This window comes from Pseudoduganella lurida (genome assembly GCF_007830455.1).
Lineage (GTDB): Bacteria > Pseudomonadota > Gammaproteobacteria > Burkholderiales > Burkholderiaceae_D > Rugamonas > Rugamonas lurida.
The window spans coordinates 363,014-376,127 of record NZ_VLLB01000002.1; the positions used below are offsets into that span (position 1 = coordinate 363,014).

The 13,114-nt window shown below is 56.7% G+C and carries 10 protein-coding genes, 1 pseudogene and 2 riboswitches; of the genes and pseudogenes, 9 read left to right on the forward strand and 2 right to left on the reverse strand.

Annotation, left to right across the window (positions count from 1 at the left end):
• Window positions 1–161: 161 nt before the first annotated feature.
• The gene (locus IP91_RS08235; RefSeq protein WP_145648468.1) at window positions 162–344 is read left to right on the forward strand and encodes a hypothetical protein; all 183 of its coding nucleotides are present in this window, start codon (window positions 162–164) and stop codon (window positions 342–344) included.
• 69 nt (window positions 345–413) lie between these two features.
• Here IP91_RS08235 and IP91_RS08240 read toward each other — a convergent pair whose 3' ends face one another.
• The gene (locus tag IP91_RS08240; RefSeq protein ID WP_145648469.1) at window positions 414–974 is read right to left on the reverse strand and encodes an ATP-dependent Clp protease proteolytic subunit; all 561 of its coding nucleotides are present in this window, start codon (window positions 972–974) and stop codon (window positions 414–416) included.
• 230 nt (window positions 975–1,204) lie between these two features.
• Between IP91_RS08240 and tssF the strand changes: the two genes are divergently transcribed.
• Genes tssF through IP91_RS08270 form a run of 6 tightly spaced genes read left to right on the forward strand, consistent with a single transcriptional unit; the run spans window position 1,205 to window position 9,181 of the window.
• On the forward strand, window positions 1,205–3,040 hold the full coding sequence (tssF, locus tag IP91_RS08245; RefSeq protein ID WP_145648470.1) for a type VI secretion system baseplate subunit TssF: 1,836 nt from the start codon (window positions 1,205–1,207) through the stop codon (window positions 3,038–3,040).
• On the forward strand, window positions 3,004–4,002 hold the full coding sequence (tssG, locus tag IP91_RS08250; RefSeq protein WP_145648471.1) for a type VI secretion system baseplate subunit TssG: 999 nt from the start codon (window positions 3,004–3,006) through the stop codon (window positions 4,000–4,002). The genes tssF and tssG overlap by 37 nt, the downstream gene beginning before the upstream one ends.
• A gap of 9 nt (window positions 4,003–4,011) precedes the next feature.
• Window positions 4,012–6,150 carry a type VI secretion system Vgr family protein gene (locus tag IP91_RS08255; protein WP_145648472.1) on the forward strand — a complete coding sequence of 713 codons (2,139 nt, stop codon included), beginning with the start codon at window positions 4,012–4,014 and terminating at the stop codon, window positions 6,148–6,150.
• A gap of 10 nt (window positions 6,151–6,160) precedes the next feature.
• Complete coding sequence (locus IP91_RS08260) at window positions 6,161–7,495, forward strand: DUF2169 family type VI secretion system accessory protein (RefSeq protein WP_158643114.1); 1,335 nt, start codon at window positions 6,161–6,163, stop codon at window positions 7,493–7,495.
• On the forward strand, window positions 7,479–8,918 hold the full coding sequence (locus tag IP91_RS26200) for a DUF4150 domain-containing protein (protein ID WP_229474137.1): 1,440 nt from the start codon (window positions 7,479–7,481) through the stop codon (window positions 8,916–8,918). Before IP91_RS08260 ends, IP91_RS26200 begins: the two co-directional genes overlap by 17 nt.
• Window positions 8,915–9,181 (forward strand): DUF6966 domain-containing protein, encoded by a 267-nt coding sequence (locus IP91_RS08270; protein ID WP_145648474.1) that lies wholly within the window; start codon window positions 8,915–8,917, stop codon window positions 9,179–9,181. Before IP91_RS26200 ends, IP91_RS08270 begins: the two co-directional genes overlap by 4 nt.
• A 215-nt stretch (window positions 9,182–9,396) precedes the next feature.
• Here IP91_RS08270 and IP91_RS08275 read toward each other — a convergent pair.
• Window positions 9,397–10,391: pseudogene (locus IP91_RS08275) on the reverse strand (IS5 family transposase).
• Between the two features lie 132 nt (window positions 10,392–10,523).
• Between IP91_RS08275 and IP91_RS08280 the strand changes: the two are divergent.
• Both IP91_RS08280 and gcvT read left to right on the forward strand, forming a co-directional pair.
• Entirely contained in the window at window positions 10,524–10,928 is a 405-nt protein-coding gene (locus IP91_RS08280) for a hypothetical protein (protein WP_145648475.1), read from the forward strand.
• 740 nt (window positions 10,929–11,668) lie between these two features.
• Window positions 11,669–11,755: riboswitch (glycine riboswitch) on the forward strand.
• Window positions 11,756–11,785: 30 nt separating this feature from the next.
• Window positions 11,786–11,894, forward strand: a riboswitch (glycine riboswitch).
• A gap of 69 nt (window positions 11,895–11,963) precedes the next feature.
• Complete coding sequence (gene gcvT, locus IP91_RS08285) at window positions 11,964–13,094, forward strand: glycine cleavage system aminomethyltransferase GcvT (protein WP_145648476.1); 1,131 nt, start codon at window positions 11,964–11,966, stop codon at window positions 13,092–13,094.
• The last annotated feature ends 20 nt before the right edge of the window (window positions 13,095–13,114 follow it).

The window sequence follows — 13,114 nt, forward strand, 5'->3', positions numbered from 1 at the left end:
CCTGTTGCGCCTGCCATTGGAGGCCTAGTCCTACACGCGCCTACGGTAAATTCTTATATCCGGCACCAGAGCAAGCACGCATTATTTCGCTACCGAAAACGCGTCGCGATGCCCTGCGGATTCGGCGAGCAACCTGTTCACTTCAATCGAAAGGAAACATCATGGCCTCGAATCGCAAAAGCAGCGGCAGCAAGCAGGGATCATCGTCGGCAGGCTCCAAGCAGTCCGGCAACCAGGGATCGGCGTCCGGCGTGCAGGGCGGCACGCCGGAACAGCACGCCGAAGCGGGCCGTCAAAGCCACAAGAACGACGCCAAGAAGTCCAGCTCGCGCAGCAAGAAGTAAGGTACCGCGCCATGGGCGCATGACGAAGCCTGGAATGGTGCTGCCGTTCCGGGCTGTTTTATTGGCAGGTCAGATGTTCGTGACGCGCTTGCCCTTGGGCGGACGGAAGTCGGCGATATCGTTGATCATGCCGACCTTGGCGGCATCGCGCGCCGTCAGGTGCAGGTCCGCATGGGCGTGGACGATCCAGTGGTCGTCCGACAGCTGCACATGCTGGCGCAGGATCGATTCGGTGCGTGCGTCGTCCGCCTGCAGGCCCTCGACGATGATGCGCAGCGCATCCGGCCGCGCCCCCGACGGCGCGCTGGCATGCGACTTGTGGACCATGAAGCGGCCCGTCTCGCTGGCGTAGCGCTCTTCTCCCGCCAGGAACACGATGACGGCGATCGACGCCACGGCGCCGCCGTTGTACATCACGACCTTGATCGGCAGGTTCGACAGATAGTTGTACAGGCACAGGCCATCGCTGACATACCCACCGTTGGACTGCAGCAGGATGTGGGCGGTCTCCACGCCATCCTCCGTCATGTCCGCCACCGCCTCGAACACGCGGTGGACCATATCGCTGTTGACGTCACCCGACAACGTAAACCAGGCTGCGCCATCCAATTTTTGCTTATCTTCGCTCATGGTTTTTTTACCCTCAAAAAACGGTGATCGCCATTCTAGCGCACACCTTGTTTTTGGGGACGCACGACCGGGCGCGGCGGGGGGCAACGATGAGTCCTTGCATCAACTGTGTCCTCATTACTGCAACATTCACTTCACGTCCCGAAGCTCCTTGAGACTTGCCCTAAATCAATCGTCGCGGCGAGAGCAATGGCACCATTGCTCTAATGCCCTAAGGCAAGGAAGAAGCAATGGAGCAACTTTTACCATATCTGCAAGAAGAATTGGCCACGCTTCGCCGTGATTGTCGCGAACTCTCGGTACGTTATCCACGACTGGCAGGGATGCTCGGAATCACCGACGACGCATGCGGTGACCCGCACGTCGAGCGTTTGATCCAAGCATGCGCGCTGCTCAGTGCCAGGGTCAGCAAAAAACTCGATGACGACTATCCGCGTTTTACCCAGGCTCTGCTACAAACTACTTATCCTCACTACCTCCGGCCGTTCCCTTCGTGCTCGGTCATCCAGATCGATTATCAGATGGCGTCTTCAGAGCAGCCAAGAACGGTCCCACGCGGCACAGACCTGAAGTCACGTCCAGTGCAAGGCGTGCGATGCCATTTCCGCACAAGCACCGATGTCGTGCTTTCGCCATTAGGTGTCACTGGCGCACGCTACATTCCAGTTGCATCAGCTCCGGAAGGTCATCGGATCGATCATGCTTTCGAATCGGCGTTCGAGTTCAGCTTGACGAGCGTAACGCCGCTGAAGGAACTTGAGATGAAGCGCCTCACGCTCTTCATCAACGGCGAAGCGTCACTCTGTGCTGCACTCCGCGACGCATTGTTCTTGCGAACCGCTCCCGCCTTCGTACGATCGGACGGGACAGGTCCCTGGTATCGATTGCCAGTTTTCCCGATCCATCCGGCAGGGTTTCAAGACAGCGACGCATTGTTGCCATGGCCGGCGCGTTCGCATCCTGCTTACCGCCTGTTGACCGAATACTTCGCCTTCCCGGACAAATTCAATTTCATTGAGATAGACCTTGCCGCTGTACTGGCGAAGATGCCTCAGCTCGGCAATGGTTTTACCCTGCATTTGCCATTGCGCGGATTGACGCGGGACGCAGCAACAAGCCGGACGCTTGCAAATGTGGGTGCCGGCAACCTTCTGTCGCACTGTGCACCAGTGATAAACCTGCACTCGCGTGCCGCAGCCCCCATCGATCTGCATCGCCGGGCTCCAGAGTATCCTCTCCTGATCGACCTCGCGCGGCCAGCAGAATACGAGCTCTATTCGATCGACACTGCACGACTGATCAGCGGCACCGGAACGAGCCAGCGCACTACAGAACTGCGGCCATTCTATGGCCGGTCCCACGGTCAGGGCACGTCCGCGACCGGCGAGGGCGGTTACTGGATCACGCACCGCGATGACGCCGCCGCGGAAGGCGATCCAGGCCATGAAATCCGGATCGCACTGGTCGACCATGAAATGCGGACATCGCTCCCGGAAGCCCAAACGCTTTCTGTAGACATCACGTGCAGTAACCGTGACGTCCCGTCGACGCTCGCCTATGGTAGAGCCGACGGCGATCTGCAGGCGAACGGCATCCTCGATAGCGCGCCAATTCGTTTTCTGCGCAAACCTACCCTATCGCGTCGGTTCCCGGCAAACCAGCGCGCGCACTGGCGCCTGATATCTCATCTTGCGCTGAACCAGAGGGCATTGTCGGATCTGGGCCTAGTCGAGTTACGCAAGATGCTCACGCTGTATGACCTGCCCTGCTCGCCGATCACACAACGGCAAATCGAGGGCATCGTGGCGCTGTCGAGCCGCACCGTCCACGAGTGGGTGCGCAGCGGCGAGCACACCGCGCTGATGGCCGGTATCGACATATGCGTCACTGTAGACGAAAGCGCCTACGTCGCCAGCGGCCTGCATGTGTTCATCCAGTTGCTCGACCGATTCCTCGCCCTCTATGGGCAAATCAATGTATTCACCCGGCTGCGGTTCCTGTCCGCAACCACGGGACAGGAGATCTTGTTATGTCCACCGCGCAGCGGAATGACTGTCCTGAGTTAATTGGACAGATTTGCGATGCACCTGGTCGCTACAGCTTCTTTCAGGCGGTCGAACTTTTGTTGGGTTGGCTGGCGCAGTGCCACGATGTACCACGTCGCCAGGCGCTGGACCGTTTGCTGCGCTTCGAAAACAGCCGCGACCTGACTTTTCCTACCAGCGACCTCGGCGCAGTCGATGTCCATTTGAAAAACAGTGATCCTCATGTGGCCGTAACGGCACTATTCATGGGCTTTACCGGCACGCATGGTGCGCTGCCCCTCCACTACACAGAGCGTATCGCAAGGAACGATGACGGCGGCACCCTGGCACTTCTTGACATCTTCTCGAACCGGTTCGTGCGCCACTTCCATGCGGCTTGGCGAAAGCACCGCCCGGAACTGCCGTCGCTCGATGAGGGAGCGGACGATTTGCGGCCCCTGCTGATGGCCCTCTCCGGCAACATCACTGGCACATCCCTGGACGATTCTGTTGTCGCTTACTACACAGGCGCGTTGCAGCAGAGACCTGCTTCGTCAGCGATGCTGCAAAGCGTGATCTGTGACTATTTTCAATTGCCCGTCACGATTGAAACCAGTATTGGCTATTGGCACATACTCGCACCTCATCAGTTGGCCCGCGTGGGTACGCAGTCCGCCAAGCTCGACGGAGGGCTGGTACTGGGTCCCGCCATCTGGCGCCGCGACGCACGCATACGCATACGTTTCGGCCCGCTGGACAGGGAAACCTACGACAGCTTCCTTCCCGATGGTGAAAGATTGCCCAAGCTGCTTGCCTTGATCGCCATGTTCCATATGCCCGGGATCGATGCCGAGCTGGTCCTCGTACTCTCCGCCGCAGAGGTGCAACCCATCACGTTGGCCGGTGGCACAGGCGGAGCGGCGCGCCTTGGATATCACACGTTTCTTTGTTCTGCGGCAGATCGCAAGGACTGCGAAACCCGCTATCTGCTGCCGGTACTATGAGGACACACAATGAACCAGCTGAACGATGCCTTCGCCTGCCTCTCGGCACTGACTGCCGCAAGCCAGCATGACCGCTTGCTGAAATTGGACTTCCCGCGCAACGACGGTCCAAATGCAATGATGCTCGCCAACGCATTTGATGGCGACGAGGCTTTGTCCCGCGACTTTCGCTATACCGTGGAAGTGCTGTCCGATGATGCCAACCTATCTCTCGCCGAGGCGATGGGCAAGATGGTGACGGTATCGCTAGTACGCGATGACGGCTCGCTGCGGTACTTCAACGGTTACGTGTTCGAATTCCGCTTCTTGCGCACAGATGGCGGGTTCGCTTTCTACGAGATGGTCTTGCGTCCCTGGCTGGCATTTCTGGAACTCCGCCACGATTGCGCCACGTTCCAGGGCATGACGCTCACCGAATTGAGTACAAGGACTTTCGACGCTTACTTGTCCCGGGACTACCGGCTGCACCTGTCAGGCCAAGAAACCGATATCACGCTGGCAATCCAGTACAACGAGTCCGACGCCAATCATCTGCAGCGCCGCTGGGAATCGGCAGGACTGCACTACTGGTACGAGCACCGGTACGATGGCCACACACTCGTTCTTTCCGACGACAGCACGCTGGCCGATCCGATTGACGGCGATGCCATCATCGATTATCAGAGCGAGGCCGGCACACAGGAGGCGGATGCAATCCAAGCCTGGAGTGCAGGCCGCCAACTGACCTCGGCCCTTTATACCGTCCGTACATATGAATTCAAGAATGCCCGTGCCGACTGGGCAGACCAATCTTCTCTCAGTCAGGCTGGCGCCGTACCAGCGCTGGAACATCACGAGTATACCGGGGCGCACGGCTTCACCAGCGCAACTGGCCCAGCACTTGCAAAGCTGCGGATGGAGCAGGCGGACTCCGCCGCTCACCAGTTCCGCGTCGAAAGCAATCATCGGGCGGTACAGCCCGGCCGCACATTTGCACTGGCCGGGCACTTTAGCCTGACAGGGAGCAACGCCGATAGCTACCTTGTCATCTCGGTACATCACCAGGCGACAAACAATTACCAGGCCGACCGCCAAATCTCATCGCGCTACACCAATTCCTTCACCTGCCTGCGAAGCGCCGTGCATTGGCGGCCCGAGCGTGGCCACAACAGCCGCGATACACGCATTTACGGCGTGCAGACGGCTACGGTGGTAGGGCCTAAGGGCGAGGAAATCTACACAGACGAATACGGCCGCGTGCGCGTCCAGTTTCACTGGGATCGCGCCGGCGAATTCGACGAAAAGAGCAGTCCCTGGGTGCGTGTGATGAGCACCTGGGCTGGCGCGAACTTCGGCCATATCAGCCTACCCAGAATCGGACAGGAAGTGGTGGTCCAGTTCCTCGAAGGGCACTGTGATCGGCCGCTGATCATCGGCAGCGTCTATAACGCGGCCAATATGCCGCCGTGGGATTTGCCGGCCAATCGTAGCCAAAGCGGCGTGCTGTCCCGCTCTACGCTCAACGCTACCGCTGCCAATGCCAACGCCCTGCGTTTCGAAGACAAAAAAGGGGCAGAAGAAATCTGGCTGCACGCCGAGCGCAACCAGCGCATCGAAGTCGAGCAGGACGAATCGCACTCCGTGGGCCAAGACCGCCACAAGACCATCGGCCGGGATGAAGTGGTGGAAGTCAAACGCGATCGGACGGAAACCGTCGATGGACATGAAAAGATCACCGTGCACGCCAGCCGTAACGAACGGGTGGATAAGTCCGAAACGATCGACATCGGCGGACCGCGCAGCGAGACGGTCGGCGAAAACGAAGATGTCTCGATCGCCGGCGAGAAGTCCGAGCGTGTTGGTAGGAACAAAGTCGAGACGATCGCCATCGCCAAGATGCTGAACGTGGGCGCAGCCTACTCTGTCAATGTCGGCGCGGCGATGAACACGCTGGTTGGCCAGTCCCAGTTCGCGGAGATCGGCAACAGCAAGACAACTGTGGTGGGCACTAACTATGTGATCGAAGCGGGTACCTCCCTGCTGATCAGCGTAGGAGCATCGTCACTGATGATGGACCAAAGCGGCACCATCACAATGTCCGGCACAAACATCAGCATCAACAGTTCGGGGCCGGTACAGATTAACGGCAAGGATGTGGACATCAACTAGAGAGGATGCCATGGACTTCGTCAATAAGACGTCTTTTCCTGCCCAGGCATTCCAGGCGATCGATCAGTTCGGGCAGGAATTTCATGTCTTGGTGGCCAGACAGACCTTCAGCTTCGCCAGTGGTGAATTGAGGACGACGGAACTTCAACGGCCATTATGTGCGAGTGACACTGGGTTCGATGACTCCTTGGTGGGAAGCGTGGAGCATGAATCGGACTATGCCCCGTTTAAGCCACGATGCGATGTAATCGTCAATGCCGTTGCCCATCCACCCGAGCACAAGAACCTTAAGAGTTTTGCCGTGCGCATGCGGCTGTGGCGGAACAACGAGAGCAGATGTCTTATCGATAAAGAGTTGACGGTCCATGGCAGGCGCGTATTGCTGCAACGGGCGTTTCCAATCAGAGCGGGCTTCTTCCTCCTGAAGTGGTGCGCGCTTACCTTGCTTCGGCCTTGTCCTTGGCGAATCAAGCAGATTGACAAGTGCAAGCCGGTACCGGTTCGCTATGAATCGGCGTATGGCGGCGAGTGCTTAGTGATGGCAGATCAGCTGGCTCGAACAAAAGTACCTAAGAAGTTCCGTCTCAATGGCCAGCAGATCGCAAATCATCCGGAAGCTGCGGCTGGCCGACCTGCGCCGATCGCACACAGAGCCTACGACCCCAATCCTTGTGGCACGGGGTTTGCACAGGAGTGGTATCTGCGTGCCACTCGCACGACGGTTATCGAGGCGCCAGCTATCGAGCATCCCGATTTTCCGCTGAAAGCGAAGCAGTTCCAGCGCTGGCTCGCACTTGTACGGCAGTCCGAATGCGAGGCATCCAGTTTCCGCCTGCCAGCCGGCTTTGGCATCCTCCCGAAAACCCATCCGATGCGTCGTACGCTGGTTGGAACGGTCGATGACACCTTCATCGCGAGCGCTGCTCCACTGCCGGAAAATTTTGACTTTGCCATGTGGCAAGGGGCTCCAGCAGATCAGCAGATTGACTATCCTACAGGCGGAGAGGAGATCGACCTAGCCAACCTCTGCGCTGCTGGCACACCTTCCGCGCGTACCGACGACGGCAACAATACTTATCTACGGCTCAGACTTCCGACTGATCGACTGATCCTCAAAGTCAGGGATGCGAACGACAATGGATCGATACTACCGATGGTAATTGACACCATCATTATCGAGCCCGAGCAACAGATGGTCAGTCTGGTATGGCGTAGAACGATTCCGTTTGCGGATGCGGCTCTGACATCGGCAGAACTATGTTCAGTGACAGCGTCGAGGGTACTAAAGGAGCGTATTGCATTGAATATCGGCTCTGACGAGGCAAGTCATGACGGACGAACCTAACGACGGTAACTTCGACGCTGCCCAGTCGGATATTGGCACGCGCTCTGATTCGCTTAGCAGCAAAGAACTGATGCGGCACATCGCCGAGCATGTGGCGGCTACCGAAAACCGCCTAGGGAAAGCGTGTCCGCCTGCTCAGGCGTTGTCTTCCCCCATCAATAGACTCGGCGCCCGAAGAGACGCGACGTTCAAGGCAATCTGCACGGCGCCATCGATCAACTGGACGCCAGCAGGTTCTGGCCAAGTGCCAGTTCCGTACCAAACTGTGCAGGATCTCTCCAATAGTACAAGCACCGCGCGCACTGTTAATTTCAATGGCGCTCCTGCCTATCTCTTAGACCAAACCAAGCAGCCGAAAGGAACCGGCGATGAACGCGGCACGGGCAAAGGCATTCGGTCGGGAACGGTGACTGGAGAAGTGAAGCCGGTGGATGGATGCAAGAGCGTTCGCATCGAGGGGAAGCAAGTTGTTCGTGAGGGGGACCACTGCACCATGAATGGGGGGAACAATCCTGGTGTAATCGTAAAAAACGCTGTCACCTCTGCGTCTGGTGTGCCAATTAACTTAACCATTTCACAACCATTCTGCGAACCACGCGACCAAGGTAAAAGTGACGCATTAGCCGTCGCCCTGGATGAAGTCAAGAAGCCATCGTTTTACACGGTATGGAACAAGCCGCTTCCGAAGGAACCACTACCAACGCAGTTTTTCGTTCCGATCACTTCAGACGCTATCAATGACCGGCATCTGAGAACCGCCAATAGCATCGTAATGGCCCTGCTGGGTCCGTTCGCTACGCCCGGTGCAATTGCTCGTTTGCGCGGGTTCGACGAGCAAATCGTATCAGTATCCAACGCCCTTGGTGCGGCACTAATGAGCACACTTGGGGCGGTTGCAGTCAGTAGAGTTCAGAGCGAACCGAACACAAATACGAGTGGCATGATCAACCGCCAGCGTAGTTCTGCCAATGGCGTTAAAGTTCAAGGGACAAGGCCACCGCAAGCGAACGCGTTCGGGATCGAGCAAGGCAATTTTTCCGCGATAAAGCCAGGACCTTTACCAGACGATATGGCGGCGACATTCAGTGGAGGACGATATAGTGAATTCATCCTGTCGCGAGATATTGTCCTATACAGATCAGGTACAATCAGCCAACCGTTAGGCCAGTACTTTAGTCTTGAAAAACCGGGCGGAGTACTGCAAACTAGAATCGACAAGGCAGTCTTGCCGAGTTGGCCGGGTGGGGGTAAGTCCCCTCTCGATACAACCTTTGGCATTTTGATACCAGCTGGCACGAAGGTTTATGTTGGCGTGGTTGGCGTGCAGAGCGGTTTTTATATGGGCGGAACACAACAGGTTGTAGTACCCCGCCCTTGGACAATACAAGGCGTTAAAGTCATTAGTCAGGAGCCGCTTAAATGAATACTTTTGAAGTTCAAAAATTGCTCGGCAAAATAGAGCAACTATTACGATCTAACGGATGCGCCTCCTGGGCAGACCGCGTGCGTGTTGTAAAACTTGTTCTCGTTGAGGATCCTGTCGCGGGAAAAAGTGAGGTCCTATCAATGTTTGGGGGGTTAGGGAGTTTGTCCGACATAATTTTATATTCCAATGGCACACCATTAATAGCTGAGAACGATATCCTTCAGGAGCTGCGCCAAGAGTTATTTGAGCAATTACATTGAACGTGCACTTAGAAAAAATAATCACCTTTAGAATCAAATCAGCGAGTTGCAATGGTATTTATATTGCATAGACACGCTAGGGAAACACTGAACTAATCACTGAACGGCGAGCTATTTCATGTCGAGGACGGTCATGGCCGAGTCAGCCCGAAATGGCGGTTTTCTGAACCGCTAAAATCAAAAAAAAGGAATTTCCAGCCGTTGTCGTTCCGTTGCTACCCTCGGGGCACAACTTGGGCGTGTTGGCTGCCGAGGTATCTGCGCGCCAGCACCACATTGGCAAGGCCGAACAGCTTGAATAACTGGGCGTTGTTCTTAGCCAAGCCGTGATAGCGGGTTTTGGGATGCTTGAACGGACACTTCACAACATGAAAACAGTGCTCGACTTTCGCCCGTACGCTGCCCTTGGCTTGCTCCAGTTTTTCCCGGTGCCGATCAACCCCACGCTTCTTAAGGTTCTTGCGTACGCTCGGGCGCATTGCGGTATGCCACATGATAACTCTGTCGACGTTTTCCTCGCGCCTGCCGACACCTTGGTAACCCGCGTCACCGAGGACCATCGTCTCGCCGCCGTGCAGAAGCGCGTGTGCTTGCGTTACGTCCGCGACGTTGCCGGCAGTGCCCACAACGGTGTGCACCAAACCCGTTGCCATGTCTACACCTGTATGGGCTTTCATCCCGAAGTGCCAGTCGTTTCCCTTCTACGACAGGTGCATCTCCGGGTCACGTACCTTGTTGCTGTTCTTCGTCGAAGGCGGCGCCGCAATCAACGTCGCGTCGACGATGGTACCTCGCGCATCACGAGACCTTTGCCTGCAAGGTGTCCGTTGATTTCGTCAAAGATCCGGCGTGTCAAGTTATGCTTCTCGAGCAGTCGGCGGAACTTGAGCAATGTGGTCGCATCGGGCGCCGACTCGTGCGTCAGATCGATGCCAACGAAGCCACGAATCGATTGGCTGTCGTAAATGGCATCTTCAACGCCTTCATCCGACAAACCAAAGCATTGCTGGGCGATATACATACGAAGCATCCGCTCCAAGCCGATCGGTGGTCGCCCTCGTCCATCGCCCTTCGAGTAGTACGGCAGCAGTGCTGCAACGAGCGCAGGCCATGGTGTCACGGCCTCGATCTCGGCCAGGAATCGGTCACGTCGCGTTTGCTTCTTCTTGCCAGAGAACTCGACGGCAGAAAAGCTCGATTGCTTCATCATCGGAGAGAGAAAATTCGATGCAACATTGTGCCAGCTTGAGGTGCCGCCGTGGCAGCATCCGGGCGATTAAATCAGTACTTCCCTAACGCTTAGAAGAGAGGGTTACCGATATGAAAATGGGGAGATGAAAAAATGAAATTAACTTTTAACCTTTTAGAGGTTCTCGCGAAAATATTTTCCGACCTTCAGCTCGAATACGATCTTGATTTAAGCTTGCTTACGGAAGACTCTGCAACACTTCGGTCGAAGAATTACGAAATTTTTCTCGGCATAGATTATGATGGAATTTACGCATCATATTTCGGAAAAGACGAAAAGCTCGGGTATGATCTTTTAGGTTTTCTGTTGGAGTGCAGAAGAGACCGGCTTATATTCGCGAAAATCGAAAGCGATACTGCCACACATAAAGACTATGCAGTGCACCAATTTTCAGCACTTGCTCGGCATCTACATGATGGCAGTCCAGACATTTTAGCTGGGGAAGTAACATGGAAAAAGAGCTACAGATTACCAAAGCTTAGCAGGCCGGGAATTTAGGTACTTCTCAAAAGTTTAGCAACCAGACCTATAGAAAGGCGCCGGGGCTTGCTACTAAAGGTTCGGAGCACAAAACATGATAGTTCTTTATGAACGTTCGCAATAACGGCTGCAATCTCGGCAATAATGACCTGTATTGGGATGCTGCAGTTGGGATGCTCACGACTTTTATCTGAGGAGAACACTAGCCGCCAAGTATGATAACTAATAAGAGCCTGCTCGCCACTCAAAATACGTAGGAGGCAAAGGAAGTGCTTCGACTAATAAATAGCCCAAAGGTCAACGAGACCACAACCATCGACCCCGCGACTCATATCGAGCAGATATTTTTCGGGAGATAATATGGAATCCATCGAATTCTGTACATAACGCCTAGCCAGATTACCTACGCTCAGGAGATGGTACCACAACAATATTTGGGGAAACACTGACACGTATTCCTGGTCAACCAGACTTCATAATACGGTGGATCGCTTAAGGTTTGGCGAAGCCCAGATGGCAATAAGGCGAGACCGCTGGAAGAACGAAAAATATCATTGATGATATCGTCAGGCAGCTCACAAGCCACGGGCGGGGCATTGAAGTAGAAGAGTAGGATCGCGTCACGTCGCTTCTTGCATGATCACACTCGTGGGTAATTTCTAGAGTGGATTGTGCGCTTTCGGTATTCCTCGGCGCGCTGCCTGCATCCGCCCCCCCCCCGCCACATTGACACTCCCCTATTCTTAACTTATAGTCCCTAGCCTTGACCGGGAGAGCGCAGCGCAGGCTGCCGCCGAAGGGGCATCACCCGAAAACTCTCAGGCACAATGGACCGGTCAGGGGCCAGATTCAGCGTTCATCCTCGATGGACCGGCGGCCCAAACTCTGGAGAGCGGCACGCGCGACCATCGCAGCGGTGCCCACCGAAGGGGCGTGCGGATGCTCATCCGCTATCTCTCAGGTACCGAGGACAGAGGGGTAACGAACACCGTGGAAAAGTGCTGCAGGCTTATCCGTGACTGTGCTGTTAACCCTATCGAAGTCCGAGGAATCATGACGCTCAAAGCCACCCCGCTCAACAACGCACACCGCGCCCTGGGCGCCCGCATGGTCGATTTCGGCGGCTGGGACATGCCCGTCAACTACGGTTCGCAGATCGAGGAACACCATGCCGTGCGCACGGACGTCGGCATGTTCGACGTGGCCCACATGTGCGTCGTCGACATCCACGGCACTGACGGGCGCGCGAATGTACGTGAATTCCTCCGCCGCCTGCTGGCCAACAACGTCGACAAGCTGCAGGTCACCGGCAAGGCGCTGTACTCCTGCATGCTCAATCCGGAAGGCACCGTCATCGACGACCTGATCGTCTACTTCTTCACGGAAGACTGGTTCCGCCTCGTCGTCAATGCGGGCACGGCGGAGAAGGACGTGGCGTGGATGGCGGCGAAGAACACGGAATGGAATGCCGGCCTCACCATCACCCAGCGTCGCGACGGCGACAATGCCATGGCGCTGATCGCCGTGCAGGGCCCGAACGCGCGCGCCAAGGTGTGGGAAACGATCCCGCAGGCGAAGGACGCCACGGCCGACATGAAACCGTTCAATGTCGCCATCGTCAAGGACACCGCGTTCGGCGAAGCGATGGTCGCGCGCACCGGCTACACGGGCGAGGACGGCTTTGAAATCGGCGTCGCCGCCACGCAGGCCGAGGCGCTGTGGAATGCGCTGGCTGCCAATGGCGTCAAGCCGGCCGGCCTGGGTGCACGCGACACGCTGCGCCTGGAAGCGGGCATGAACCTGTACGGCCAGGACATGGACGACACCGTCAACCCGCTGGACGCGGGCCTGGCGTGGACCATCGACCTGGTGTCGGACCGCGACTTCGTCGGCAAGGCTGCGTTGCAAAGCAAAGGCCAGAACAGCCAGTTCGTGGGCCTGATCCTGCGCGAAAAAGGCGGCGTGCTGCGCGCGCACCAGAAAGTCGTCGCGGCCAATGGCGAGGTGGGCGAGATCACCTCAGGCACCTTCAGCCCGACGATGCAGCAGGCGATCGCCCTGGCCCGCGTGCCGAACGGCGTGCAGCTGGGCGACACCGTGCACGTGGAAATCCGCGACAAGAAACTGGCCGCCACGGTCGTGAAGCTGCCGTTCGTCCGTAACGGTAAAATCCTCGCTGCCTGACCCTACCCCATTCAACCCCC

What these genes read in the sequence shown, in the direction of transcription:
- IP91_RS08235 (WP_145648468.1), top strand. Translation starts at nt 162, where the DNA reads ATGGCCTCGAATCGCAAAAGCAGCGGCAGCAAGCAGGGATCATCGTCG.
- tssF (WP_145648470.1), top strand. Translation starts at nt 1,205, where the DNA reads ATGGAGCAACTTTTACCATATCTGCAAGAAGAATTGGCCACGCTTCGC.
- IP91_RS08270 (WP_145648474.1), top strand. Translation starts at nt 8,915, where the DNA reads ATGAATACTTTTGAAGTTCAAAAATTGCTCGGCAAAATAGAGCAACTA.
- IP91_RS08255 (WP_145648472.1), top strand. Translation starts at nt 4,012, where the DNA reads ATGAACCAGCTGAACGATGCCTTCGCCTGCCTCTCGGCACTGACTGCC.
- IP91_RS26200 (WP_229474137.1), top strand. Translation starts at nt 7,479, where the DNA reads ATGACGGACGAACCTAACGACGGTAACTTCGACGCTGCCCAGTCGGAT.
- IP91_RS08260 (WP_158643114.1), top strand. Translation starts at nt 6,161, where the DNA reads ATGGACTTCGTCAATAAGACGTCTTTTCCTGCCCAGGCATTCCAGGCG.
- tssG (WP_145648471.1), top strand. Translation starts at nt 3,004, where the DNA reads ATGTCCACCGCGCAGCGGAATGACTGTCCTGAGTTAATTGGACAGATT.
- IP91_RS08240 (WP_145648469.1), bottom strand. Translation starts at nt 974, where the DNA reads ATGAGCGAAGATAAGCAAAAATTGGATGGCGCAGCCTGGTTTACGTTG.
- IP91_RS08280 (WP_145648475.1), top strand. Translation starts at nt 10,524, where the DNA reads ATGAAATTAACTTTTAACCTTTTAGAGGTTCTCGCGAAAATATTTTCC.
- gcvT (WP_145648476.1), top strand. Translation starts at nt 11,964, where the DNA reads ATGACGCTCAAAGCCACCCCGCTCAACAACGCACACCGCGCCCTGGGC.